Genomic DNA, 25852 nt, shown 5'->3' on the forward strand with positions numbered 1-25852 from the left:
GGATTAATCGCTTATTGCCATCAACCTAAGAAACCCAGCCTTCAGATGGAGTGGCTTTTATCTCAACCTGCTTAACCCGAACTCAGGTTACTTAAGTTGATAGCGATCGCCATTAAACAAATTGTATAATTTGATTCAAAAATCAGCTTGAGAATGTGAGATGAGCGAGCGAATTGGACGCAATAAATCAGCCGCATCAACTTTTACGAATCCATCACTTGCCTCCCCAGGTATTCCCACACTGGCGAATCCAATACGCGGCTTTGGCTCACAAATCAATACTGTCCCGCCTCAAACAGTAACTGAGGTAGCACCAGACCTTCAAGAGGCGCAGTCTGCTGATGAGCAATCTTTGGAGCCAGAAGTTATCCAAGAAAAGCCCCTTAGTCACGACATTAGTCGCATACCCTTGCGTCGTCCCCAAGCTAAACTTATGGTTGGGCAGCCAGAAGATCCTGACAAACAGCAAGCAGACTGGGTTTGTGACCGGATAATGCGTATGGTGACACCTTGGACGGCGAATCAAGTCATGCGTCAGGTTTTGCCAAGGCAACTTCACGTTTCTAGTGTGCAACCTATGCAAGAATCCTTGCAGCTAAAAAGTGCCGCCGATGATGGGTCAAAAATAATACAACGAGAAGATGTACCAGCCAAACAGGAAGATCCTTGGGATTTGATGGCTCAAGAATTAGGTAAAAATAGCTACGATGAATGTGTGGCTGAACTGAAAGAAACGACATTTTTGGGACAATCTGTTAAGCAGGTACATCCAGAACTAATAGATATGTTGCAGAAAGCTGAACCAAACATCAAACAAGCTTTGGGAAATGATTATAAGATTGGTGTCAGTAGTACCTTAAGAAGAAAACAAAGTTTGCATGGTTGGGGGCTAGCAATTGATTTTGATGTGTTACACAATCCCTATATACTCAACGAAGCTGGCGAACAAAAACTCGATCAAGAGTTAACCACAGCCTATGATGAGATTGCTAATTTTATGCTTGGTACTTCTTCATCTATCAATTCGATCAAACAAGGTAGAAGTGGATTTGGCAACTCAGTAGGTAATGCTTACGATAAGTTGAAATTAGAAAGTGATGCACAAAAACAGTATTTTGCCTTTATGAGTGACGAGAGTAAACTTAAAGAATTTTTATTGAATAATTGGCAGAGATTACACCCAGACAATGCAATGTCACCAAATGAAGATACATTAAACGCAGAAGTAAAAGAAGTACAAAATAAAATAAAGAATAATTATCTGATTCTTGGTGGTAAAGATGAAAACAATAAACCGTTACCAGTTAAGAGCGGAGGAGACCGACCTTTTGCACCTAACTCTGGTGGGGGTAAAGGCGACCCTAAAACAGGTTTTTTGAATATGCCAAAAGAGTTTGTTATTGCCATGACAGATGCTGGTTTTGCTTGGGGTGGTATAGACTTAGCAGGAGCATCGGGAGATATTCAGCATTTTGATACTCGCAAGGGTACATACGGCAGTACAGTTTTACCAATAATTCGGAAGTATAGACCTAAGAAAAAATAGACCTCTCTTTTTCTCGTAAGTGATTAGCCAGACTTGATATTACTATGACAGAGCTTTGAGCAGCGAGGTGGAAATTTTTTCGACTTGCTTCGGAGCTTTTATTTCAGTAAATAATTGAATTGCTCGATTAAAATTCATTTGACTTTCATTAAGCTTTACCATTTTTTGATAAGTTAAACCCAATTGAAAATAAGCTTCAGCTAGGTCACACTTTGCACCTATTTTATCTAAAAGTTCGATTGCTTCTGTCTGATTAACAAGAGCTAATGCAAAATCTGTTTGTTGTTGATGAATTTCTGCTAAACCATTGAGTGTTTTTGCTTTTACCTGTATATAATGACTTTCTTCAGCAAAAGTCAAAGCTTGGTAGAATATCTGATTTGCCTGGGAAAATTCGCCTAAATTGACGTAGGTTTGACCCAAAATTTGCATGAAATAGACAAATCTTCCGGTTTGTTCTACCAGTTTTTCATTTATTATATTTTGATAAGCTACATCTGCTAATGCAGAAGAGGCATCACGCAAACCTAAATAAGAATATACTAAAGCTAAACAGACTGAAGCTTTTTCTGCCCAGCGATGATGCTCAGTATTTTGAGCTAGATAAATCACTTGTTGAAATAGCTTTGCGGCTGCCTCTAGTTCCCACAAATCTATCTTGTAAAGACCAATACTTAATAAAGAATCTACCTCTAACATCCTCAGATAGTAAACTGTATGTTTATTTTTTGGCTGAGGTACAAGTGATTTGAGTGCTTGCGTTGCTAAAGTAATAGTCTTTTCTTGACAAGCAATCGCTTGACTAATTTTACCTGTTATCCAATATAAATCACCTAATATATTATAAAGTTCGCTGAGATTTTGGTCATCTTCCAGATTGTTAACAACTTGCTCAATTGCCGCAAGTATCGGTTGAATTAAACCCATTCGGTACAACGTACTTCCAAGAGGTAAAAACTGCTGCCATTGATTATTTCGGCTTTTTAAAATGACTTTACCTGCTAACTCAAATTCATTAATATCTATGTAGTGATAATATGCTTCTAAAGCTTGTAAAGCATCCTTAAAGGTTTCAATTTGTTTAACACTAATTGTCCAAAATTCTGCGGCTTTGTGGTTGGCAATTTCCCATTCATTGCTGGGGCGTAAACGTGCGATCGCTTCTTTTTGAATCACCGGATGTAACCAGTATTCACCTTTATCGCACTCCACTAAAGACCGATTTCTCAACGAGGCGATAATTTGGCGATGTTGCTCAGATGGGACATCCCAAAGCAAACAAAACAATCCTTGAGATGAAATGGTGGGTATATCTTGGTAACGATAGCATCCCAAACGACAAAGCAGGCGATATGCTTGGGGATCGAGGGCTTGCAGGCGATTAATTTGACTAACTGCTAAATTTTTTAAGTCGGTTGCTGCTAACGGATCGGCATGATTTTCTTGCCAATAAAGAACCATGTCACCATCGAAATCCTCCAGAATCGAACCACAGAGAATTCCCATTGCTTTAGCATTACCGCCATAAGTGCGATGCATGATTTGCAAAGTTGGTGAGTTGATAGCTAATCCCCGGTTGCTAAAAAACTGTTACCATACGCTTTCATCTAAGCCAGGAAGCCGATAGTGATTCACATTTAGCCCAGGTTCACAAAGGCGATCGCGACTGGTAATCAAGGTAACAGATTGCACTCTAGCATCAGCCAACACCCGTAATAGTTCTACATAGTTGCGGTGAGAAGCAATCAACCCACCTTGTCGATCTAATGCAGGTTCGAGATTGTCAATTAATACCCCAATCCGCCGATTGTGGAGTTCGCGCTTGAGTCGTCCCAATGTAACCCCAAATTCTACCCCAGGTTCTTGATCGAAATCTTGTTTGAGCCATTCCTCTACTACTCGTTCGGCGGGGGTGATATTCTGCGTTTCCTTCGCCATCAGCAGTTCTAAAACCAAGTCAAACCCCTGATGAAGATACTGCTGCGCTAGAGTGGTTTTGCCTAAACCTCCTTCACCTTGGATCACAATCACTTTCGATCCCTGATTTACCAAAGTATTCAGGTGAGCGATCGCTTCTGTTCGTCCAATAAAATTGGTATCCTCTAATTTTGGGATGGGTTGGGGCGTTCTGGAGTAATCAATCAGACTGGATGATATAGCAGTAGTTTTTCTCAGAACCCGTTCCAAAGTAGCGCGACAATTACTTTTGGTAATCTTTTCGCGCAATACTTTAGAAAGCAGCTTCCATAACTGAGAACCAGCATCCTTGGCGTGTCCTTCCGTACAACCGTAAGAATCAGCGATATCCAAGTATTTTCTACCCAACCAAACTTGCACAAGAATCACTTTTTGCAAATCGCTCAACCGTTCCCCAGTCTGAGGGGGAATTATGGCGTCTAACCATGCTAATGCTGCTTGGGCGTCCATTGTGTAACGAAGAGGGTAGGTCAGATTTTAAGGACAACTATAAATCAATCTACAGTTATGTTGCTGAAGTTTTCGGATAAGATTCTGTAAATCCGACTTTTTTCCCGACTTTTGCAAACTTTATTCAAAATTCAGCAACAAGTTGTTGAAAGGATTGCTGTTATGCCAACGGTAGGTATTCTAGAATAAAACTCATTAGGTAACATCAGCACCATTATTACTTATGGTGAAATCAGACCCCCGTCAATTGCCTAGTAGTGCTGAACTTCCTTGTTCAGACGATACCCCTGTGGATAACGAAGACCAGAATTTTATTCCCAACCTGCTTCTCTTTTTGCTGCAATACATTTGGGCAAACCGTAATGACTGGTTTTTCAGTGTGGATATGGGCGTTTACCATACCACAGGGGTTAGTCCATTTGTGCCGATTGTACCAGACGGATTTTTGAGCTTAGGTGTAGAACGCCGCAAGGAAGGTAAATCTCGTAAAAGCTATGTTGTTTGGGAAGAAAACAATATTGTGCCTATCTTGGCTTTAGAAATTGTCTCTTTAACTCCGGGTGGAGAATACGATAAAAAACTAGACATTTATGCCAAGTTAGGTGTACTGTACTACATTATTTACAATCCAGAGTATTGGCAAAGAGACCGTCACCAACCTTTTGAAGTTTATCGCTTAGTAGATGGTAGTTATCAATTGCAAATTGGTGAACCCTTTTGGATACCAGAAATTGGTTTGGGAATTGGGCGTTCGCAATACGTATCTGGTAATATACAGCGTCAGGTTTTGTATTGGTATGACCAACAAGGAAAGCGCTATCAAACATCAGAAGAACAGCTCGAATTAGCGCAAAAACAACTTGAGCGTTATCGTCAACAATTTGGGGAACTGCCAGAAGTGTAAGGCATAAGGCGGCAATCGCTCATATTTTTTATTAACAATAGATTAGCCCTCACCTATAAATATAGGATGAGGGCTGACATAGCTAATATAAAAAAATAACTAGTTAAATCTTAGGCATTCCTTTAATGTAAGGGCCGACAACAGTTCCATTTTTATTGATGTAGCTTTTAACAACTTTTATTTTAGTTATTTTAGGTGCTTTGGGTGGTTTTGGTGGCTTTGGTGTTTTAGACATTTTCTTGCTTCCTTCTAAATAAATAGCCTCTAAGACTGTTTTCTATCATGAACTTGGAAAGGGAAAACCACCTCAGCAAAAATTCTAATTTTTATAGATAACTCGTAAAGACAATATAAATATGTATGAAAAGCTTAAAAAGTACATAGTTTTTTTGATACTTTAAATTTTTCTTTTTATCTGATTAGCCCATTGTCAATTAGGACTTACGCAAAATATCTCTCAAGCTCTGATTTCTCCGTGCCCTCTGTGCCTCTGTGGTTCGTTATTCCGTAACTCGTGCGTAAGTCCTATCGATATCAAATCACCACAATTCAAATCCGACTTTTCCAACTCAATCAGATAAAACTGCCGACTTCAGCCGACTGACAAAAGCAAGTGCGATCGCTTAGGCTATTGGGCATAGAGATAACAATTTAAGTATAAAAATATGCTTAATACCCTTAGCCCAATTGCAGAAGACTTAGCAGGTAAAAGCTATCCTATTCCTGATTACTTGCAAACACAGCGCCGTATTCGTTCCCTCATAGATAAATATATTGCAGTCGAAAAACTACACGAGCGTCTGCAAGATTTACCCTTACAGTTTGCCAATCCTCAACCGCGTCCTTGGAAACTTATCGACTGGCAAACAATTAACCGCAATCAAATTATCGGCTTAGACGCAAATGTATTTCTATCTATATTGATCGGTGCGATGGATACAGAAGCTCCCATTCGCAGCTATACCCAAACAAGTCGCCAGTATTTGGAAAAATTGCATCCTCAGATGGCTCGGTTTGTTGGTGGAACTGTCAATGAAGATGGCGAATTGCTAAAACTTGGTTTATGGGAAAAGGAAGAACGTCAGCACACACCTGCATTAATCAAAATCTACACCCAATTAACAGGCGAGAAAATTACCCCAAAATTTCGTACTGTTAGAAGCTATCTCCCTACAGATAACGCTAAGGAAGACTTATATCGCCACGGCTTACACCGCATTGCCACAGAATACGGTGCTACCTGTCTTTATATTTGGCTCATGGCTCACACTACTGGCGCACTCCAGGATGTTCTAGAGGAACTAGCACAGGATGAAATCAATCATACGACCAAATTCTGGGGGTTTGGAGTCTGGGCTTTCCCTGATACTGGGTTGATGCGAATTGGACGCACGCTAATCAAAACGCGATCGCCAAACTATCAACGCAACAACCTCATGCGTACTCTTTGGCGGATGATGGGTACTCTCAACTGGAATGCTTGGTCATTAACCAACAAAATAACTCTCTTTTTCACCTTCACTTACACAATGCATCGCTTGTGGAGTTGGAACAATAGCCTCACACCAGACTATCTACAAAATTTATTTGAAACTAATTAGTCAAAACAAAGGACAAATCACAAATGACAAATGACAAATCAAAATTACCCACCGATTTAAACCCCCAAAAAATCCCCCAACATATTGCTGTGATCATGGATGGTAACGGACGATGGGCAACCAGTCGAGGATTACCACGCATTGCTGGACATCGCCAAGGAGCAAAGACACTCAAAGAACTATTGCGTTGCTGCAAAGATTGGGGAATCAAAGCGTTGACAGCTTATGCTTTTTCTACAGAAAATTGGCAGCGTCCCGTTGAAGAAGTGGATTTTCTCATGCATTTGTTTGAGCGATTACTACGCCGTGAGTTAGCTCAGATGCATCAAGAAGAAGTACGAATCTCGTTTATTGGAGATTTATCGGCTTTACCCAAGTCTCTACAGACAGAAATGGAACGTTCAATGATAGAGACGTTGAACAATCAAGCAATCCACTTTACAGTTGCAGTCAATTACGGTAGCCGCAACGAAATTGCTAGAGTTTGTCGTCAAGTGGCTCAACTGGTGGAACAAGGCGAACTCAGTGCCCAAAAAGTGAATGAAAGTCTTATAGAAGAACATCTCTACACGGCAGATACTCCAGAACCCGATTTACTGATTCGTACCAGTGGTGAAATGCGATTGAGTAATTTCCTCTTATGGCAAATGGCGTATACAGAGATGTATTTCACCGATATTCTTTGGCCAGATTTTAATCAAGAAGCATTTCATCAAGCATTGTTGAGTTACCAAAATCGCGATCGCCGTTTTGGTCAAGTCAAAGCTTCATTATCAGCTTAGTGTACTAAACACTAGACATCGTGTGAAGAAGGCAGGAGGCTGAGGGCAATATTCCTTCTGCCTTCTGCCTTTCTTGATAAAGTAAAAGCACCCACACTACCACGATGGTATATGAGCGCTCACAAATAAAACATTATCGAGGATAATCTATCTGCTATGACAGACCGAAGTAACTATAAGAATAGCAGGCGGTGGGTAAATAAACTGCAAGGGTAGTTACAAATGTTTTGTTAAAAATATTACTTCCCGTAAATATGATGCTTGATTTAAGCAAAATCCAATTGATTGCAAAATCCTATTATCCTCAAGAACTCTTTGCTGCCTTGGTTTGGCAGCGTCGGTTCAATGAGTTTGATGGCGAAGAAGTGATTACTGACCTTTCCAACCACAGAAATCTATGGGCAAGCTTTCTGTTCACAAAACCAATCTTTGCACCAGATGAAAACGGTTTAAGCTTTGGTGGTATGGTCGAGACCCTACTTGCAATGGCAAACTATCGTCCCATGCCTGAAACCAGCATCATCCATTTCATTGCCTATCCTGCCGATACACTATACATCCTTGCAGAGAACCAAGACACAAAAGTGTCACAGCTTTCAGACTGGGGCAAAAAATGGCGAGCTGATTCAATAGAAGTAAGTGATGGCACGAATGAAGATTATGGTTTGCGCCTGAAGCGCCGACTGAGAACTAGATTGGAAGGAGCGCTATGGGGTGAAGATGTTCAGCAAGATTGTGATGCGGTGGTTGTTGCCTATTGGTGGGATTAAATACTTGAAAGTTATTTCCACCGTTTTCCTTCCGATCTTAGCCTGCACCCAAATTGAGCAGCGATCGCAGCCTCTTAATTTTTTTGAGTCAATTATTCTTTATTAGGTATTGAGCCGAAATCCTCGGCTCAATACCTATATTCATATATCACAAAATCAGACTTATATAAATTATTCTTCTGTCAATAAGTAGGTCGGCAGAATAAAACCAAACTATGTTAACAAAAATGAACGAGGCTAAAACCCTCTTTTATCTTGCCTCCTGCCTCCTGTCCCCTGCCTTATCCCAACGACTAATATTTTTGTCCACTTACTTATAGCAATTCTTTTTTATATTTGAACAGAGAAAATTTGTAAGGTTTATGAATCAAGCATTTTACGCAATGCGTTGTTCAAAAACCATTCAGGATTGCTATCGTGATTATAGAAACTATCAATATGATGTATTGTTAATTCTTTCCGAAAATAGTATTTACTAGAATTTAATACCTGCGATATAAGCTGACGTTTTGGTAAGTTAATTCAGAAAAAATCCTGATATCCAAAATTTAAAGTTAACAAGACTCTCTTGCTAAATCTACTTTAAATTTACTTATCAATCCATTTTAAAATCGCAATGAATTTTTCCACTATTTTATAGGTGTTGGGAGTCATGATGGCAAAATATCTACTAGCTTTTGCTAGTGGGATGGGATTTTTATGTTTAATTGTCGGGTTATCACCTGTGCAAGCCCTTCCTAGTTTAAAAATTGCAGATAAAAACGTAGCTGTTAATCAAAATGACGGCAGCTATGAAAAGAATTATTCTCATCAAAGCAATTTAACAAATAATCTTTCCAGTAAATTGCTGATAGCTAATGAAACTCAAAAAAACTTACCCTCAGTCAATCAACAGCAAAGAATTCAAGATATAGGAGTAAATTCTGCTGTTAACTTGTCGCAGCCAATCATACCACAACCTGCAAGTTCATCTACAACCTCATACAAACTTGCACAAGTAACATCTGTATCCCAGTTGTCTGATGTACAGCCGAATGATTGGGCTTTTCAGGCACTCCAATCTTTAGTCGAGCGCTATGGTTGTATCGCAGGTTATCCCAATCAAACCTATCGTGGTAATCGGGCGATGACTCGCTATGAATTTGCTGCTGGCTTAAATGCTTGTTTAGACCGAATTAACGAATTGATTGCAACTGCAACTGGTGATTTGGTCAATAAACAAGATTTAGCCACGTTGCAGAAACTACAAGAACAATTTGCGGCGGAATTGGCAACATTGCGGGGTCGAGTAGATGCTGTAGAAGCTCGCACAGCAGAACTAGAGGCAAATCGGTTTTCTACTACAACCAAACTCACTGGAGAGGCAATTATTGCTGGTATTGGTGCTACTGGTGGCGCTCCTAATCAAGATGACCCGAACATCATCCTAGTCAATAGAGTGCGGTTAAATCTTACCACTAGCTTTACTGGTAAAGATTCATTAATTACTGGATTGCAAGCCTATAACTTTTTGGGTGGAGCTGATGGACAAGGTAGCCTGCAACAAAGTTTAGGATTAGCTTCGCCACTTTTAAGTGCAAGTAGCGCTCGTACCAGTTTTGAGCCGCAATTTCCGGGGTTAAATGTCAATACTTTGTCGGGTGTTGGCGCAAACAGTATTCAGGTTTATAAATTGCTGTATGTCTTTCCCGTCGCTAATAAATTAACCTTGTTTGCGGGAACCGCGGCAGAAACATCAGATGCTTTCCCAGTAATTACACCTTTTTATGGTGAAGGACAAGAGTCAATATCTCGTTTTGGCAACTTGAATCCTGTGCTACGAGTTTCTGGTGGAACTTCGGGTACTGGTTTAGCATCGGCAGCGGGATTTATTTTTAACATTTCGCCAAACTTTGATTTAAGAGCTTTATACGGCAGTGTAAATGCCAATTTACCTGAAAAATCTGCTAATGAAGCAGTACCAGGAGTTTCTACTACACCTTTGGGAGCAGGTTTATTCAGTGGTAGTAGTATTATTGCTACACAGTTAACCTTCAAGCCAAGTTCTGCTCTGGATATTGGTTTAAACTATGCCCACAGTTATCACGAAATCAATATTTTGGCTACAGGATTAGTTAGTAGTGATATCGGTGCTTTATCAGGAGTTGCAGTTGGAACACCGCTCACACTCAACTCTGTTGGCGGTACGGTAACATGGCGATTGTCTCCCAAAATAGCATTATCTGGCTACGGTGCAGCAATATTTGTTGATGCTGCTTCCAATGCCGTGGATGCTTCGACCACCTTTACAAGTTGGATGGCGGGAATTCACTTTAAAGATTTATTCAAGTCAGGAAATACTGCCGGGATTCTTTTTGGTCAGCCGCTTTTCCGTAGTGATACTGGTGGTGCTGCTCAACTTACGCCCGCAGGCGACAATCGGGCAACTCCTTATCATCTAGAAGCCTATTACCGCCTTCAAGTTAGCGATAATATCAGCATTACCCCTGGTGCGTTTGTTCTCTTTAACCCAGAAGGTAACAGCAACAATGATACTACGACTGTAGGTGTACTTCGGACTACTTTTACGTTTTAAGAGATTGGGAGTAGGCAGTCAAAATCCCCCAAGAAATTGGGGGATTTTGAGATTGGATAACAAAGTTTACAGTAGACCTCTTGCATAAATCAACAATAAAGAATTCGACTCCACATTTGAGTAATCTGTGGCTATCCATTAGTCACATTTTTAAATGGAGTGTCGAGGATAAAATAATAACTAATAAATACGTAAAAATTCGGTGAGGTTTTTTGAATAATATTGTTTGGTTGTTAACAGAAATATAGTCGCATCGCCCAAAATCTGTTATGCAAAACTAGTGCGATGTTTATGGTGGTGACTGAGCTTACCGAATGGCCAAAGTGCGGGCTACATTAAAAATAAACTGTGTAGGTGTAGCTCATCGTAGATATCGCCCCACAGATAACCTAATTATTTCTTTTACCTAATTTAGCAGTTTGATTTGAAAGGTGGTGCTTTTGTATAACCCGCTCAATCTGGCAAGTCACCGCATCTATTCTATTTTTAACCTTATCAAAATCAATATTCGCCCAAATATAGGCTTTCTCAAGTCTTTGCTGCTTTCTTTTCATATATGGTTTTACTTGTCAATATGTTTTGTTATATCTATACAATATAGTCTTTTCAATTTCTGAACTACTTTCTCTAGATATATAAGTAAATATGCTTAACATTTGCTTAAGGTTTATCGCAATCCGATTTGATTTTTAAACTTATTTGCGTGGTACTCAAAGTACAGCACAAGCGCCAGAGGCTGAGAGTAGGGAATCAGCCTTAGTTATACAGAGTTTTTTCACGCAATCAAATAGGAGTCTTATAGCTCCTAAAAGTTCAACCAAACAATGATTAGATTAATATGGGCGCAGATTATTATCTATCTATTGAAAGAGACGCGATATTTCGCGCCTCTAAGAACCAAAATCAAAATTCTAAGTGTTATTAAACCTTTGTTTGTAGATATTGCACTAACTGCGGTGCTTGCATCACTCCCTCTATCCGATCCACAGGTTGACCCTGCTTAAACAATACTAAGGTTGGGAGAGCAGCAATATTATACTGAGTAGCCAAATCTGTGTATTTCTCTGTGTCAATTTTGACAATCCGTAAGCGCTCCTTAAGTTGGGCATTGACTTGCTCTAAAATTGGCACCATCATTTGACAGGGGCCACACCAGTCAGCGTAAAAATCTACTAATACAGGTACATCAGAAGCAGACAGCATATCTTCAAAACTGTTAAATTGCTTTTTCGTTGCCATGTGACACACACCGATTTTCAATTGTTTGTTTCAATAGTAGTTCTTAAAAAATAAAATCGGTATAGGTTCACGGGTTTTTGTTAGTAAAAGATTAGATTAGTTAATATTAGGATGATTTGCCAACCAAAAATCTTAAATAATTATAATAAAATACGTATATTATGTTAGCTTATGCATTTGAATTAAATATGTATTTATTATCACGTTCGACCAAATCATTATAGAGGCTTTCACAAGAGTGATGTTTAGGAAGGCTGTAGATGCAACACTTTCTAGTCTATCCAGTTAGGCGAATATATTACTTAAACTTATTCATTTATTTACAGAGAAGTAACTATAGATATTTAATTAGAGTAAAACGTTAATTATTGTTATTCGAGTTATATAGGAATCTTATTTGATTTGTGAGAATTGTAAATCGCAGATTCTCGATAACTTTTATGAAGTCGGGAATCTTGTTTTTGCGTGTTTGATTCAGCATAGCTATATCTAGCTAAATACGACGTATAACTTTATCTATTAGCTATCTAACTTTCAGCATGACAGCAAGATTGTCACCTTCCAAGAGTTAGATATTATTCAGACAATATTTAGATGTTCCCGAAATCGCCATAAGATAATTAGCGCGGTATTTCTAAGATTGAGGAACATTAAATGACGCTATTACAAGATAAAGTCGCAATTGTCACAGGTGCATCAAGAGGAATTGGCCGAGCGATCGCAATTGAATTAGCCGCCCAAGGAGCGATCGCAGTTGTCAATTATGCTAGTTCAAGTGCCGCTGCTGAGGCAGTTGTTACAGAAATTACAGATACGGGAGGTCAGGCGATCGCTATCCAAGCTGACGTTTCTAAAAGCGATCAAGTAGACGCACTAGTTAACGCCGTTATGGAAAAGTTCAGCCGTGTGGATATTTTGGTCAACAACGCAGGTATTACCCGCGATACACTACTTTTGCGTTTGAAGCCAGAAGATTGGCAAGCTGTGATAGACCTTAATCTAACTGGTGTTTTCTTATGTACACGCACTGCCAGTAAAATCATGCTAAAGCAGCGATCAGGGCGGATTATCAACATTACCTCTGTTGCTGGGCAAATCGGCAACCCAGGTCAATCAAACTACAGCGCCGCCAAAGCAGGTGTAATTGGTTTCACCAAAAGTGTTGCCAAAGAACTCGCTACTCGCGGTATCACCGTTAACGCTGTCGCCCCTGGATTCATCACCACCGACATGACTAGCGATCTCAATAATCCCGAAGATATTCTCAAATACATCCCACTCAGTCGCTTCGGTCAGCCCGAAGAAGTCGCTGGGATGGTGCGCTTCCTCGCTGCCGATCCCGCCGCAGCCTACATCACTGGACAAGTTTTTAACGTCGATGGCGGCATGGTAATGACCTAAATAGTAAAGAGACGATTAATCACCTCTCTACAGCAATATTTTGTAGGGTGTGTTACGCCGAAAGCGTAACGCACCGATTTTATTTCAAGTAGTTCACTCTCGTTAATCGAGTTTTCAACTTCAAAATCAACTTTTCCACAGCAGGAGATTTAGTAGCTTGGTTGCAAGACAATTTAACTTAAGCTCTCACCCTACAAGCAACTAGTACTACGGTGTAAATAAACCACCCATTCCAAATCGCCAAAAAGTGTGCTATATAAGCTTTTTGACTTTTGACTTTTGACTTTTGCCATGCGGTACTAGGACTGTTGGCGTATCCTTTGCCAGACTGTAAAGCCCAAAAGCAGGATAATACTACTGGCGGTTGTCAGCATCACAGCCAAACTCATACCTTGTATTCTCATCGCTAGCAAGTTGAAAACTAAGGTAATTGACCAAAGGGTAAATGCAGCATGGCGCTGGGAGAGTCCCCAAGCAAGTAAGCGGTGGTGCAGATGATCTTTGCCAGGAGTACTCAGAGGGTTATTTCCTGCTAGTAGCCGTCGCACAAATACTTGAGTAGTGTCTAGCACCGGCAATAATAGAAATAAAACCGTGGGAATTAGTGCATAAACTGTGTTTTGTTGCAGTTTGCCTAAAATACTAGTTGCTGCCAGCACATAGCCAAAAAAGTATGCTCCGGCATCACCCATAATAATTCGTGATGGATGGAAATTATGGCGCAAAAATCCCAGCGCAGCACCTCCCAATGCTGCTAGTACTAAGATTGCCGCAGCACGATTGTTAAATTGAGCACCAACACCCAACAAACTCATGGCGGTAATAAAGCTGATTCCTCCTGCCAAACCATCCATACCATCCATCAAGTTGATGGCGTTGGTAATCCCTACTACCCATAGTACTGTTAGTAACATGGACAGAAGCGAGTCGATGGGAGTGCCAAACAGGACTTTGACGCTGATGCCATTAGCTACGAGCAAAAGTGCCGTGACAATTTGTGCCCACAATCGCACAGAGGGCGGTAAGCCAAACTGATCGTCAATAAAGCCCACAAGAACTAATATCGAACCCCCCAACAGAATAGTGAGTACCTGAGCCAATACGTTTTGGAGTTCGATCGGTCGTAAAAGGCTAGCTAATACCAGTGCGGCAATCACACCCGCGTAGATAGCCAGTCCGCCTGCATTGGGTAAAGGTTCTCGGTTGAGTCGCCGGGCGTTGGGTTGGTCAGCCCAACCTACGCGCAAGGCGAATTTGCGTACTGTCGGAATTAAACGCCAAGTTACAAGGCAAGCCAAGAGGAACGTAAATACTACTGCCAACCAGCCGGTGCCGCTAGGGTCGGCAATACCAAGGGACTTAAGGGAGTTGTCTAGATTCATCTCCCAATTCAAGCATTACTGCCTGTATCTAATATGAGCATCACCTGTATATTAATCAATTTTTTTATTTCCATTTGTAACTTGAGCCGCTTGAGAGATTAGCACTCTGGCGCTGTGAGTGCTAAATTGTCTAATGGAAGCGCTGGAGAAATAAAACATGGCGAAAATTATTGCATTTGACGAGGAATCGCGGCGATCTCTAGAAAGGGGTGTTAACGCCCTTGCGGATGCCGTAAAAATCACCTTGGGGCCCAAAGGTCGTAATGTCCTTTTAGAGAAAAAATTTGGCGCACCTCAAATTGTCAACGATGGTATCACTGTTGCCAAGGAAATTGAATTAGAAGATCCTTTGGAAAATACTGGTGCAAGACTCATCCAGGAAGTGGCCTCAAAAACTAAAGATGTCGCTGGGGATGGTACAACCACCGCCACAGTTTTAGCGCAAGCCCTGATTCGAGAAGGTTTGAAGAACGTCGCGGCGGGTAGTAACCCTGTTAGCTTGAGACGCGGGATCGACAAAACTATTGAGGCCCTGGTGCAAGAAATTGCCAGGGTAGCCAAGCCGATAGAAGGAAGTGCGATCGCTCAAGTTGCCACTGTTTCTGCTGGTAACGATGAAGAAGTTGGTCAAATGTTAGCTCAAGCAATGGAAAAAGTCACCAAAGATGGTGTAATTACCGTTGAAGAATCCAAATCCCTAACCACCGAACTAGAAGTAGTTGAGGGGATGCAGATTGACAGGGGTTATATTTCTCCCTACTTCGTCACCAACAACGAACGGCAAATCGTCGAATTTGAAAACGCCCGAATCTTAATCACAGATAAAAAAATCAGCAGCATCCAAGATTTAGTGCCGATTTTAGAAAAAGTTGCTCGTTCTGGTCAGCCTTTGCTAATTATCGCTGAAGATGTCGAAGGTGATGCTTTGGCAACTCTGGTGGTGAACAAAGCGCGGGGTGTACTGACCGTGGCTGGGATTAAAGCGCCTGGGTTTGGCGATCGCCGCAAAGCTTTGTTAGAAGATATTGCTATTCTCACCGATGGACAGTTGATTTCAGAAGAAATCGGCTTAAGCTTGGATACCGCTTCTCTAGAAGCGCTGGGAACTGCCCGCAAAATCACCATTGACAAAGAAAGCACCACAATTGTCGCTGGCAGTGTCACCAAGCCAGAAGTACAAAAGCGGATTGGTCAAATTCGCAGGCAGTTAGAAGAAACAGATTCTGACTACGATCAAGAAAAACTCCAAGAACGCATCGCCAAGCTTGCTGGCGGCGTGGCAGTGATTAAAGTGGGGGCGGCAACCGAAACCGAACTCAAAGACCGCAAACTGCGGATTGAAGACGCGCTGAATGCTACTAAAGCTGCTGTGGAAGAAGGTATTGTTCCTGGTGGTGGAACAACCTTAATTCACTTAGCTAAGGCGGTAGAAGCGATTAAAAACACCCTACAAAATGACGAAGAAAAAATTGGGGCTGATATTGTTGAACGAGCGCTAGAAGCCCCCTTACGCCAAATAGCAGACAACGCTGGTGCTGAAGGTTCTGTGATCGTCTCGAAAGTCCGGGATAGCGACTTCAATATTGGCTATAACGCCGCTACTGGCGAATTTGAAGACTTGATTGCTGTTGGTATTATCGACCCTGCCAAAGTCGTGCGTTCAGCTTTACAAAACGCTGGTTCCATTGCTGGTTTGGTCTTAACCACCGAAGCGATCGTTGTTGAAAAGCCAGAGAAGAAATCTGCTGCTCCTGCCCCTGATATGGGCGGCATGGGTGGCATGGGTGGCATGGGTGGCATGGGCGGCATGGGTGGCATGGGCGGCATGGGCATGTTCTAACTTCTGCTGACCCAGATAAATATTTTTTAAACAGTTTGTCTTGCCAAGGCAAACTGTTTTTTGTAGCATTGCTGATTCAGAGCCAATATGTTATCTCTATTCCTGGGAAGTAGCTGGGCATAAAGAAAAATAATCATCATGGTTATCAGTAATTAGTCGTGAGTACTACTAACCACTAAAAAAATACTGATTCCTAAATTACTCAACCTAAATAATTCTTTAATCTAAAAATTACAGTCTTTACATTAATTTTTGTAATATCAATAGTAAATAGGATCGCTGGTTGGTTCTTTTTAGCAATGTCCAATTCCCAATGCCAATGTAGGTAATATTGTATGGCACAAAAACTGCGTCGTCTTCCAAAAATAGTAACTAGGTTATATGAAAATGAGTTCTATCACCAACCGGGGACTATACCTGGAACCATTTTTATTGATGCAGATGCTCCACCACCAATAATTTTTTTGATTGACTATAACCAAACCAATTTTATCCGCGAACAAATAGAAACTCCAGAGGAGTGTGTCCCTTATCTGGAGGCGGAATCGATTTCTTGGGTAGACGTACAAGGTTTAGGCAGTCAAGACATATTACAACGATTGGGTAAGGTTTTTAAGTTACCTCCTCTAGTTTTAGAAGATATAGTTAATGTACCAGAGCGTCCCAAAATAGAGGATTATGAAGACCAATTACTATTCATTGTCCGGATGGTAGTACCAAAGGAAAAAACATGTGGTTTTTACAGCGAGCAAGTGAGTTTGATATTAGGGAAAAATTATTTGCTGACAGTCCAAGAAGAACCAGAACATGATTGTTTTGAAGGAGTGCGATCGCGAATTGATAAAAACAAAGGTACCATTCGCAAACAGGGAGCGGATTATTTAGCTTACGCTCTGTTAGATGCAATTATTGATGGTTTTTTCCCAGTACTGGAGCTTTATGGTGAACGCATCGAAGAGTTAGAGGAGGAAGTAATAGTTAAACCTACTCCTCAAACACTGCAAAACATTTATCAAATTAGGCGAGAATTACTACAACTACGTCGTGCTATCTGGCCCCTGCGGGATGCAATTAATTCCTTGATTCGAGATGGTAGTGAACTTATTAGTGAAGAAGTGCGAATCTACCTGCGAGATTGTTATGACCATACAGTGCAAGTGATGGATATGGTGGAAACTTACCGAGAACTGGCATCTGGATTAATGGATGTCTACCTTTCGGCAGTGAGTAATAAAATGAATGAAATTATGAAAGTACTAACGATAGTTTCAACAATTTTTATTCCACTGACTTTTATTGCCGGAATATATGGTATGAATTTCAGTACTGAAAAATCGCCATATAATATGCCTGAATTGAATTGGTATTGGGGCTATCCACTTTGCTGGGCAGTGATGTTAGCGATCGCATTTGGTTTGCTATTCTTTTTTTGGCGACGAGGCTGGCTGCAAAATTCTATAGAAATTAAGCGCAATTAAAAATTGTAGATTAGCGACAAGTCAAATATACATTCATTAGTACTAGGAGTTAAGATTTTTGAATTATGAGGAGTAGCGACCAGAATTTAGTAGTTTTGACGATTTATATTATCGGTGTTTCTTATGTTTTCAACCGCATGATTGAATCCATAGATGACCAAGTTAAATTTGAGTTTAAAAAAGGAATTGTTGACGAGCAACTCAAAGAACACAATCTCGACGATAAAATTGGAATTTCCTTTAAACTCAAACCCTCATACCCAATTGACGATTTGAAAGATTTAGGAATTAGCATTGAAAATAAATCGGATAATATTGCTCTATACGTTGACTGGGATAACAGTTCTTTAGTTGTTGAACATAGTAAGCAATCGCGCCGCGTAATTCGGAAATCACCAGACTTAACCCGCGACTTAGCAGTACCCCAAAGTCCTAGCCTGATTGCTCCCAGGAAAACACTTTCTGAAACAGTGACAGCAGAAGATGTTTTCGAGCGCGATCAAGTAGCTGGAACCTATTTAGCAAAAAAACCACTAATTGATATCAATGGGCTACAAAAAGGACAAAAAAAATTGTACAACGACTTTCTTAACAGAAAAAAAGAGTTGGACTTTTCTTTGCAATTAGTACTTAGGATATCTGAAGTGCGTTTAGGTCTAGCCCCAGGTGGCGATTTTCCTCCTATTAGTATTATCAATTGTCCTTTCACAGTTAGGAAACTACCTTGGACTTATGCTCTACCTTGGAATAAAAAGAAGTAATAACCTGTCAACCCCTTGTGTCAACCGGGTACACTGGATCTAAGGAGAGAGTAGGCGCAGGCGGTTGCAGATCGGTCATAGTTACTGATTTGAGGAAAGTCCGGACTCCCGAAAGACCAAACTTGCTGGATAACGTCCAGTGCGAGCGATCGTGAGGATAGTGCCACAGAAAGATACCGCCTTTTCAGTGAGCAGTGAACAGTTATCAGTAAACAGTTAATAACTGACAACTGATAACTGGTAACTGATAACTGAATAGGGTAAGGGTGCAAAGGTGCGGTAAGAGCGCACCAGCAGTATCGAGAGGTGCTGGCTCGGTAAACCCCGGTTGGGAGCAAGGCGATAGGAACTACGGTTGGTCTTTTACCAGTTCCGCTCAATGAGAGCCGCTTGAGGCGTTTGGTAACAGGCGTCCCAGATAGATAACTGCCCTCGCAAGAGAACAGAACCCGGCTTATGTCCTGCTCTCTCCCCTGCGGAGTATAAACCTTTGACGGTTTGTACTCCATTATTTTTATACGGATTTTATGCGTAAGCGTTCGCGTAGCGTCTCGTAGAGAAGCTCGTCGTAGACATCGCTAATTCATCATTTAAAGCATTCCCAGGATCTCTAATGCTGTATCCAAATGCCATTTAACCCGATAGAGTCCAAAGAGTTTCTCTTGACTGTACCGTGCTGGGTATTCTAGCTTCCTTCCCTCCATCGTCACCTTCAGTAATGCTGACTGCTCTGGTGTCGGTGTTCCCATAGCTTCTAATGTCGCTTCTATCGCTTCTACTTGAGAGAATGTAGGAGACTTTAATCCTTTATTTTCTGATACTTGCTTGCAAGCTACAACAGGAAAAGTCAGGAGTGCGTTAATGTAAGATGCTTTATCAGCAGGGTTTCCTATTGCTTGGATGCCGTACTGTATCAGGCATAAATCGCGTAACGCTCTCAAGCTTTTAACTTCTAATTCTGTGCGCGTAAACATAAAATAGAGTTACCTCTTGTAAAAGTGGGAATCGGTGGTGAACTAGTTTGCAAGACACGAACACCACCGATATAAAACTCTATTCCGTTGTTAACATCGACTTCAAGCTATATTTACGTTTCTATATAAATGGCTAAAGCTAAGGGTAAACCTGAAAATTTTGGAAATCAACCAAGCAAGGAATTAACAGAACAATTGAATTTTCGTGTCACTAAAGAAATGAAGGAAGAGGTAAAAGCTAAAGACGATCCTCCTGAATTTTGCCGTCAAGCTATCCAAGAAAAGCTAGATAGAGAGAAGTAGCAAAAAGTTGTTAGAGTAGATAGTCCAAGAACTTTAGAGATATAAGATAGATAGTTGCCTTTCCCTGCTAGCCTGCTCCCCTGTACCCTGTCCCCTGTCCCCTGTCTCCTTGTCACGTGATGCCCCTCGCTTATCCACGCCGTCAACGGCAACTTGAAAGTTTAGTCCAAAAATTTGGTTTGTCGCTAGAAGCACCTATAAAATGGGAACTGCTGGATTTAGCGCTAACTCATCCCACTGTCTCTGATTCGGCAAATTATGAACAGCTAGAGTTTGTTGGCGATGCAGTGGTGCGACTGGTGTCGGCTGTTGTGTTATGGGAAAATTATCCCGATTGTCCAGTCGGGGATTTTGCGGCAATTCGTTCGGTGTTGGTGAGCGATCGCATCCTTGCCCAATTGGCTAGAGTTTACGGTTTGGAGTTATACTTACTAGTCGCTGGCAGTGCTACTGCTGATAAAGTTGGTCTAGAGTCACGACTGGCAGATGCCTTTGAAGCAGTTTTGGGTGCGCTTTACTTAAGTACTCAAAATCTGGAATTGATTCGCTCTTGGCTAGATCCCCACTTCCACCAACTAGCAACAGAAATTCGCCTCGATCCTGCCAGACTTAATTACAAAGCTGCTCTGCAAGAATGGACTCAGGCGCAATTTAAAGTTTTACCAGAGTATCGGGTTGTGGAAATCACTCAACCGCATCGCAATCAAGAACGTTTCATGGCTGAAGTGTGGCTGCACGGAAAGATGCTTGGACAAGGTAAAGGACGCTCAATCAAAACCGCAGAACAAGCAGCAGCTAAAGTAGCTTTTTTAGCAATTTCTAACCCGCAAATACCCTGAGCTTAAAACAAGGGCGATTAGTCGATAATCAGTTGATTGTCAGTGGTCATTTGTCCCTCGTCCTTTGTATACAAATGACAAATGACAAATAACAAATGATAAATGACAAATGACAAATAAAATTAATATTGCTGTCATCGGAGTTGGGCGTTGGGGAGTGCATCTGCTACGGAATTTCTTAGCACATCCCCAAGTAAATGTAGTTGCTGTAGTAGACCCCCATCCAGAACGATTAGCGGCGGTAAAGCAGCAGTTTAATTTAGATGAAAATGTACTATTAACAACCCAGTGGCAGGATTTAAAGAGAGTACCAGGGTTGACAGGAGTGGCGATCGCAACTCCAGCTACCACCCACTATGCTTTAATTAAAGATGCTCTCCAACAGGGATACCATGTTTTAGCTGAAAAACCCCTAACTCTCAATCCAGCAGAATGTCGGGAACTTTGTCAGTTGGCAGAGGAGCATCATTTAATACTAACGGTTGACCATACTTATTTATTTCACCCAGCAGTTGAGCGAGGAAAAACTGTAGTACAAGCGGGTAAATTAGGTGATTTACGCTATGGCTACGCCACTCGCACCCATTTAGGGCCTGTCCGCCAAGATGTTGATGCGCTGTGGGACTTAGCTATTCACGATATTGCTATCTTTAACGCTTGGCTGGGTCAAATTCCTGTGCAAGTACAAGCAACGGGTACAGTGTGGCTACAGGGAGCAGGGGAGCCGGAAAGCAGGGAAGCAGAGGGAAAGAAAGATACAAATTCTCCTCTGCCTCAAGGTTTGGCTGATTTAGTATGGGTAACACTGACATACCCAGATGGCTTTCAAGCTTATATTCATTTGTGCTGGCTGAATCCTGATAAACAGCGACGGCTGGGGATTGTAGGTAGCCTTGGCAGCTTGATTTTTGATGAAATGTCAATATCATCACCCCTAACCCTGCTATATGGGGAGTTTGAACAGCAAGGCAATCAATTTATTCCTGTGAATCAAAGCCAGATAGCGCTGGAATTAGAAACAGGCGAACCATTGAGACGGGTTTGCTCCTCCTTTGTTGTCTCTATTCTCAACAATACTCCCTCAGAGATTTCGTCTGGCTGGGTAGGCACACAGTTAGTAGAAATTCTTGCTGCTCTGACTGTATCTCTTGAGCAAGGCGGCAAACCTGTTTTTCTGAACAACTGCTCTCAACTGTAATTTTTCGTTAAATAAAACTTATCCAAAGTTTTCCAAATTAGACCTTTATACTATAATCCACAAACCTCTGAGATTCATCAACGGAGTTCAAAAACTCATTCACGAGTATCAAAGACTCATTCACGAGTATCAAAGACTCGTCGGCGAGTATCAAAGACTCATTCACGAGTATCAAAGACTCGTCCACGAGTATTAAAGACTCGTCGGCGAGTATCAAAGACTCGTCGGCGAGTATTAAAGACTCATTCACGAGTATCAAAGACTCGTCGGCGAGTATTAAAGACTCGTCGGCGAGTATCAAAGACTCATTCACGAGTATCAAAGACTCGTCCGCGAGTATCAAAGACTCATTAATGCAGTTCAAAGGCTCATTAATGGAATTCAAAGGCTCGTTCATGAGTATGTCTCAAAGATTCATCAGGTTTTTAGCGAGTTTTTCGTGAGTCCTGATAAAATCTGAAAAGGTATTAGCATGATTATGCACAACCGTATATTTACTATTTTATTTTTAACTCTATCTCTGGCTATCACACCTCAGTTTGTAGTTGCTCAAAACAATATTGAACAGCTATTTAAACAAGGCGACGCTGCCGAAACAGTGGGTAATAACTCCCAAGCAGAGACAATTTGGCGTCAAGTTTTGCAACTTGAACCCAATAATGGCAAAGCTTATAACAATTTGGGAAATGCTTTGCGGCGACAGGGGAAACTAGAGGAAGCATTAGCGGCGCACCAGAAAGCATTACAACTCAATCCTAATGATGCCGAAGCTTACGTTGGTATAGGGAATGTGCTAAATGCTCAAGGGAAATCAGAGGAGGCATTAGCATCTCTTCAGAAAGCCTTGCAACTTAACCCTAACTTAGTAACTGCCTACAATGGTCTCGGCAATGCCCTGAGTGACCAGAAGAAATTAGATGCAGCAGTTGCCGCCTACCAAAAAGCAATTCAACTCAACCCCAACTTTGCTGATACATACTACAATCTCGGCATTGCCCTGAGTGAGCAGAAGAAATTAGATGCAGCAGTTGCCGCCTACGAAAAAGTAATTCAACTCAACCCCAACTTAGCTGAAGCTTACATGGGTCTCGGCGTTACCCTCAGAGAGCAGAAGAAATTAGATGCAGCAGTTGCCGCCTTCCAAAAAACAATTCAACTCAACCCCAACGATGCTGATGCTTATATCTATTTCGGCGTTACCCTCAGAGAGCAGAAGAAATTAGATGCAGCAGTTGCCGCCTACGAAAAAGCAATTCAACTCAACCCCAACTTAGCTGAAGCTTACATTAATCTCGGCAATGCCCTCACAGAGCAGAAGAAATTAGATGCAGCAGTTGCCGCCTACGAAAAAGCAATTCAACTCAACCCCAACTTAGCTGATACTTACATCAATCTCGGCAATGCCCTCAAAGACCAAAAGAAATTAGATGCAGCAGTTGCCGCCTACGAAAAAGCAATTCAACTCAACCCCAACTATGCTCAAGCTTACAGCAATCTCGGCAATGCCCTAAGTGACCAAAATAAATTAGATGCAGCAGTTGCCGCCTTCCAAAAAGCAATTCAACTCAACCCCAACTATGCTCAAGCTTACAGCAATCTCGGCGTTGCCCTGAGTGACCAGAAGAAAATAGATGCAGCAGTTGCCGCCTACGAAAAAGCAATTCAACTCAACCCCAACTATGCTAATGCTTACTACAATCTCGGCATTGCCCTGAGTGACCAGAAGAAAATAGATGCAGCAGTTGCCGCCTACGAAAAAGCAATTCAACTCAACCCCAACTTAGCTGATACTTACATCAATCTCGGCAATGCCCTGAGACACCAAAAGAAATTAGATGCAGCAGTTGCCGCCTACGAAAAAGCAATTCAACTCAACCCCAACTATGCTGATGCTTACATGGGTCTCGGTAATGCCCTGAGTGAGCAGAAGAAATTAGATGCAGCAGTTGCCGCCTACGAAAAAGCAATTCAACTCAACCCCAACTTTGCTGAAGCTTACATTAATCTCGGCAATCCCCTGAGTGAGCAGAAGAAATTAGATGCAGCAGTTGCCGCTTACGAAAAAGCAATTCAACTCAACCCTAACTATGCTAGTGCTTACTACAATCTCGGCGCTGCCCTGGGTGAGCAGAAGAAATTAGATGCAGCAGTTGCCGCCTTCCAAAAAGCCCTAACATTGCCAGAAGAGAATTCTGGAACTCCAGCCAGCGTTCATACTCTTGCTCATAATGGCTTGGGTTTGGTGTTCCAACAGCAAGAGAAACTAAAAGAAGCCATTGAACAGTTTGACAAGTCAGAAGAGATTGACCCCAATTTTGTCTATGCCAGTAACAACAATATAGAAGCAAGGCAGTTATGGAAAACCAAAGACGATACCCAAGCTAAGAGCGTAGAAGATGATCGCCAATGGTTGCCTAAAGATGATCCAACTGTACCCGTTAAGCGTTCTGTGGTACGCATCACTGCCGAGTTTTCTATCAGGGAACGCCAGGGAACAGAGATTGGTACTGGTGTAGTCATTCAGCGAGAAGGCAACCGAACATTAATCCTCACCAATCGTCATGTGATTTTTGATGGCTATGAACAGGGTAAAAATATTCAGGTTGAATTTTTCAGTTCACCGCCGTCAAACCGAGTGCGAATGCGGCGAGATGCCAAGCTGTTCAAAATGACTACAGACGAACAACTCGATTTAGCTGTGTTGGAAGTTAGCGATAATCTGCCAGAAGATATTCAACCCTTACCCATCTCCTCAACTGCAATCACCACGAAAATGCCCATTCGGGTTATTGGTCATTCTGCTCAAAGAGGTGAAGATAAATCTTGGTCTATGGAATTAGGACAAATCAGCTATCAAAACCAGCAATTAGAAATATCTCAAGCTGCACTCAAACCCGGTTATTCTGGCAGTCCTGTAATTGATTTGCAAAATCAACTTTTAGGTATTGTCTTCGCCCAAAAAAAAGGTGAAGGCCGAGATTTGGCTTATCCGATGTCTGAAATTCAAAAACAACTGTCTACCTGGAAAATGAAATAGACGCGATGAATCGCGTCTCTACAAGTGATTCATCACTTTTCTGTTTCTTTAACTTTGAATAAATTATGAATTATAAAATTATTCTTGCCAGCCTATTAATCCTCAGCATCAGCCATCTTCCTGCTGCTGCTTCTTGCCCAGAAGGAAACCCCAAATCTACCGATTACATCCGCCGCAAACCACCCAATCGCTGCGAAGGTATCAAAGAAGAAGAATTAAGCGGCAATAGCTTGAACCTGATTTCTATTGCTACCCGAAACTTAACCAATTTTGGCAAAACTCTCACAGTGCAAATTCCCCGCATCAATGGAGGTAAAAATCCTCAAGTAATAGTGAAATCCTTGGGAGATAATTATCACTATCAAATGGATGACTTGTTATTGTCTAATAATGGTTCGCGTTTCAGCTTTAGCTGGGATACTTACGTTCTCAGGCAAGCAAAAATACCAGCTAACAGCCTTCGTGCTGTGGCATCCTATAACCTTGGTTCCCAGCCTGTGTATGTTCCAGTTATTCTAGGGCAAACTTCGGGTAAGTATGAATTTGTCTTTTATTCCCAAGACAGAGTGAGATTTACCAACTTTGAAATCCTCTCCAAAGGTCAACCAGCAATCTATAGCACTTCCCGCCCCAACCCGAAAAAGGGTGAAACTATTTTTACCTGGGATGGTCGCAATGCGCCATCTGGGCGCTATGAACTGCACTATGTTGCTAATATTGACCGGAGAGATGAACCTAGCGATCGCATCGAAAGGCGAATTGTATTTGAACATAACCCAAATTGGTTGAAATAAA

21 protein-coding genes, 1 other RNA gene and 1 pseudogene are annotated in these 25852 nt (G+C 41.5%); 16 read left to right on the forward strand and 7 right to left on the reverse strand.

Annotated elements, in window-relative coordinates:
* Positions 1–160 precede the first annotated feature (160 nt).
* Complete coding sequence (locus V7K89_RS10880; RefSeq protein ID WP_335186981.1) at positions 161–1546, forward strand: M15 family metallopeptidase; 1386 nt, start codon at positions 161–163, stop codon at positions 1544–1546.
* Between the two features lie 42 nt (positions 1547–1588).
* Here the strand turns inward: V7K89_RS10880 and V7K89_RS10885 are convergent.
* Positions 1589–3973: pseudogene (locus V7K89_RS10885) on the reverse strand (tetratricopeptide repeat protein).
* Positions 3974–4196: 223 nt separating this feature from the next.
* On the opposite strand from V7K89_RS10885, the gene V7K89_RS10890 reads away from it, so the two are divergent.
* Positions 4197–4877 (forward strand): Uma2 family endonuclease, encoded by a 681-nt coding sequence (locus V7K89_RS10890; RefSeq protein WP_335186983.1) that lies wholly within the window; start codon positions 4197–4199, stop codon positions 4875–4877.
* 103 nt (positions 4878–4980) lie between these two features.
* On the opposite strand, the gene V7K89_RS10895 is transcribed toward V7K89_RS10890, so the two are convergent.
* Positions 4981–5112, reverse strand: coding sequence for a hypothetical protein (locus V7K89_RS10895; RefSeq protein ID WP_335186985.1), 132 nt, complete (start codon positions 5110–5112; stop codon positions 4981–4983).
* Between the two features lie 430 nt (positions 5113–5542).
* Here V7K89_RS10895 and V7K89_RS10900 point away from each other — a divergent pair, with 430 nt between their 5' ends.
* The 4 genes from V7K89_RS10900 (at position 5543) to V7K89_RS10915 (ending at position 10605) form a co-directional block, all read left to right on the forward strand.
* Positions 5543–6478: a ferritin-like domain-containing protein gene (locus tag V7K89_RS10900; RefSeq protein ID WP_335186987.1), complete on the forward strand. Its 936-nt coding sequence runs from the start codon at positions 5543–5545 to the stop codon at positions 6476–6478.
* A 23-nt stretch (positions 6479–6501) separates the two neighbouring features.
* On the forward strand, positions 6502–7260 hold the full coding sequence (locus tag V7K89_RS10905; protein WP_335186989.1) for an isoprenyl transferase: 759 nt from the start codon (positions 6502–6504) through the stop codon (positions 7258–7260).
* A 254-nt stretch (positions 7261–7514) separates the two neighbouring features.
* Positions 7515–8030: a hypothetical protein gene (locus V7K89_RS10910; protein WP_335186991.1), complete on the forward strand. Its 516-nt coding sequence runs from the start codon at positions 7515–7517 to the stop codon at positions 8028–8030.
* A 655-nt stretch (positions 8031–8685) separates the two neighbouring features.
* Positions 8686–10605, forward strand: a complete 1920-nt coding sequence (locus V7K89_RS10915; RefSeq protein WP_335187068.1) for an iron uptake porin — start codon at positions 8686–8688, stop codon at positions 10603–10605.
* Between the two features lie 389 nt (positions 10606–10994).
* Here the strand turns inward: V7K89_RS10915 and V7K89_RS10920 are convergent, their stop codons facing one another.
* Entirely contained in the window at positions 10995–11159 is a 165-nt protein-coding gene (locus V7K89_RS10920; RefSeq protein ID WP_335186992.1) for a hypothetical protein, read from the reverse strand.
* A gap of 367 nt (positions 11160–11526) precedes the next feature.
* On the reverse strand, positions 11527–11844 hold the full coding sequence (gene trxA / locus V7K89_RS10925) for a thioredoxin (protein ID WP_335186994.1): 318 nt from the start codon (positions 11842–11844) through the stop codon (positions 11527–11529).
* A gap of 654 nt (positions 11845–12498) precedes the next feature.
* Here trxA and fabG point away from each other — a divergent pair.
* Positions 12499–13245, forward strand: a complete 747-nt coding sequence (gene fabG, locus V7K89_RS10930) for a 3-oxoacyl-[acyl-carrier-protein] reductase (protein WP_335186996.1) — start codon at positions 12499–12501, stop codon at positions 13243–13245.
* A 299-nt stretch (positions 13246–13544) separates the two neighbouring features.
* Here the strand turns inward: fabG and V7K89_RS10935 are convergent, their stop codons facing one another.
* Positions 13545–14627 carry an MraY family glycosyltransferase gene (locus tag V7K89_RS10935; protein WP_335186998.1) on the reverse strand — a complete coding sequence of 361 codons (1083 nt, stop codon included), beginning with the start codon at positions 14625–14627 and terminating at the stop codon, positions 13545–13547.
* Positions 14628–14784: 157 nt separating this feature from the next.
* Here V7K89_RS10935 and groL point away from each other — a divergent pair, with 157 nt between their 5' ends.
* The 4 genes from groL (at position 14785) to rnpB (ending at position 19178) form a co-directional block, all read left to right on the forward strand.
* Positions 14785–16467: a chaperonin GroEL gene (gene groL, locus V7K89_RS10940; RefSeq protein WP_335187000.1), complete on the forward strand. Its 1683-nt coding sequence runs from the start codon at positions 14785–14787 to the stop codon at positions 16465–16467.
* 335 nt (positions 16468–16802) lie between these two features.
* A complete protein-coding gene (corA, locus tag V7K89_RS10945) occupies positions 16803–17945 on the forward strand; it encodes a magnesium/cobalt transporter CorA (RefSeq protein WP_335187002.1) in 1143 nt (380 codons plus the stop codon).
* 65 nt (positions 17946–18010) lie between these two features.
* The gene (locus V7K89_RS10950) at positions 18011–18706 is read left to right on the forward strand and encodes a hypothetical protein (protein WP_335187004.1); all 696 of its coding nucleotides are present in this window, start codon (positions 18011–18013) and stop codon (positions 18704–18706) included.
* A 47-nt stretch (positions 18707–18753) separates the two neighbouring features.
* An RNA gene (gene rnpB, locus V7K89_RS10955) (RNase P RNA component class A) lies at positions 18754–19178 on the forward strand.
* A gap of 118 nt (positions 19179–19296) precedes the next feature.
* Here the strand turns inward: rnpB and V7K89_RS10960 are convergent.
* The gene (locus V7K89_RS10960; protein ID WP_335187006.1) at positions 19297–19680 is read right to left on the reverse strand and encodes a hypothetical protein; all 384 of its coding nucleotides are present in this window, start codon (positions 19678–19680) and stop codon (positions 19297–19299) included.
* A gap of 129 nt (positions 19681–19809) precedes the next feature.
* Here V7K89_RS10960 and V7K89_RS10965 point away from each other — a divergent pair, with 129 nt between their 5' ends.
* The 3 genes from V7K89_RS10965 to V7K89_RS10975 all read left to right on the forward strand — a co-directional run bounded on the left by V7K89_RS10965 (position 19810) and on the right by V7K89_RS10975 (position 22020).
* Entirely contained in the window at positions 19810–19983 is a 174-nt protein-coding gene (locus V7K89_RS10965; RefSeq protein WP_273765553.1) for a hypothetical protein, read from the forward strand.
* 119 nt (positions 19984–20102) lie between these two features.
* Positions 20103–20822: a ribonuclease III gene (gene rnc / locus V7K89_RS10970; protein WP_335187008.1), complete on the forward strand. Its 720-nt coding sequence runs from the start codon at positions 20103–20105 to the stop codon at positions 20820–20822.
* Positions 20823–20931: 109 nt separating this feature from the next.
* Positions 20932–22020: a Gfo/Idh/MocA family protein gene (locus V7K89_RS10975; protein WP_335187010.1), complete on the forward strand. Its 1089-nt coding sequence runs from the start codon at positions 20932–20934 to the stop codon at positions 22018–22020.
* A gap of 37 nt (positions 22021–22057) precedes the next feature.
* Here the strand turns inward: V7K89_RS10975 and V7K89_RS10980 are convergent, their stop codons facing one another.
* Positions 22058–22417 (reverse strand): hypothetical protein, encoded by a 360-nt coding sequence (locus V7K89_RS10980; protein WP_335187012.1) that lies wholly within the window; start codon positions 22415–22417, stop codon positions 22058–22060.
* Between the two features lie 81 nt (positions 22418–22498).
* Between V7K89_RS10980 and V7K89_RS10985 the strand changes: the two genes are divergently transcribed.
* Positions 22499–25057 carry a serine protease gene (locus V7K89_RS10985; protein WP_335187014.1) on the forward strand — a complete coding sequence of 853 codons (2559 nt, stop codon included), beginning with the start codon at positions 22499–22501 and terminating at the stop codon, positions 25055–25057.
* A 65-nt stretch (positions 25058–25122) separates the two neighbouring features.
* On the forward strand, positions 25123–25851 hold the full coding sequence (locus tag V7K89_RS10990; protein ID WP_335187016.1) for a hypothetical protein: 729 nt from the start codon (positions 25123–25125) through the stop codon (positions 25849–25851).
* Position 25852: the final 1 nt, after the last annotated feature.

Source organism: Nostoc sp., assembly GCF_036917515.1.
Lineage (GTDB): Bacteria > Cyanobacteriota > Cyanobacteriia > Cyanobacteriales > Nostocaceae > Nostoc.

Coding starts and splice junctions, on each gene's coding strand:
- V7K89_RS10975 (WP_335187010.1), top strand. CDS start 20,932: ATGACAAATAAAATTAATATTGCTGTCATCGGAGTTGGGCGTTGGGGA.
- V7K89_RS10890 (WP_335186983.1), top strand. CDS start 4,197: ATGGTGAAATCAGACCCCCGTCAATTGCCTAGTAGTGCTGAACTTCCT.
- V7K89_RS10895 (WP_335186985.1), bottom strand. CDS start 5,112: ATGTCTAAAACACCAAAGCCACCAAAACCACCCAAAGCACCTAAAATA.
- corA (WP_335187002.1), top strand. CDS start 16,803: ATGGCACAAAAACTGCGTCGTCTTCCAAAAATAGTAACTAGGTTATAT.
- fabG (WP_335186996.1), top strand. CDS start 12,499: ATGACGCTATTACAAGATAAAGTCGCAATTGTCACAGGTGCATCAAGA.
- groL (WP_335187000.1), top strand. CDS start 14,785: ATGGCGAAAATTATTGCATTTGACGAGGAATCGCGGCGATCTCTAGAA.
- V7K89_RS10980 (WP_335187012.1), bottom strand. CDS start 22,417: ATGAACGAGCCTTTGAATTCCATTAATGAGCCTTTGAACTGCATTAAT.
- V7K89_RS10905 (WP_335186989.1), top strand. CDS start 6,502: ATGACAAATGACAAATCAAAATTACCCACCGATTTAAACCCCCAAAAA.
- rnc (WP_335187008.1), top strand. CDS start 20,103: ATGCCCCTCGCTTATCCACGCCGTCAACGGCAACTTGAAAGTTTAGTC.
- trxA (WP_335186994.1), bottom strand. CDS start 11,844: ATGGCAACGAAAAAGCAATTTAACAGTTTTGAAGATATGCTGTCTGCT.
- V7K89_RS10990 (WP_335187016.1), top strand. CDS start 25,123: ATGAATTATAAAATTATTCTTGCCAGCCTATTAATCCTCAGCATCAGC.
- V7K89_RS10935 (WP_335186998.1), bottom strand. CDS start 14,627: ATGAATCTAGACAACTCCCTTAAGTCCCTTGGTATTGCCGACCCTAGC.
- V7K89_RS10920 (WP_335186992.1), bottom strand. CDS start 11,159: ATGAAAAGAAAGCAGCAAAGACTTGAGAAAGCCTATATTTGGGCGAAT.
- V7K89_RS10960 (WP_335187006.1), bottom strand. CDS start 19,680: ATGTTTACGCGCACAGAATTAGAAGTTAAAAGCTTGAGAGCGTTACGC.
- V7K89_RS10950 (WP_335187004.1), top strand. CDS start 18,011: ATGAGGAGTAGCGACCAGAATTTAGTAGTTTTGACGATTTATATTATC.
- V7K89_RS10985 (WP_335187014.1), top strand. CDS start 22,499: ATGCACAACCGTATATTTACTATTTTATTTTTAACTCTATCTCTGGCT.
- V7K89_RS10900 (WP_335186987.1), top strand. CDS start 5,543: ATGCTTAATACCCTTAGCCCAATTGCAGAAGACTTAGCAGGTAAAAGC.
- V7K89_RS10880 (WP_335186981.1), top strand. CDS start 161: ATGAGCGAGCGAATTGGACGCAATAAATCAGCCGCATCAACTTTTACG.
- V7K89_RS10915 (WP_335187068.1), top strand. CDS start 8,686: ATGGCAAAATATCTACTAGCTTTTGCTAGTGGGATGGGATTTTTATGT.
- V7K89_RS10910 (WP_335186991.1), top strand. CDS start 7,515: ATGATGCTTGATTTAAGCAAAATCCAATTGATTGCAAAATCCTATTAT.
- V7K89_RS10965 (WP_273765553.1), top strand. CDS start 19,810: ATGGCTAAAGCTAAGGGTAAACCTGAAAATTTTGGAAATCAACCAAGC.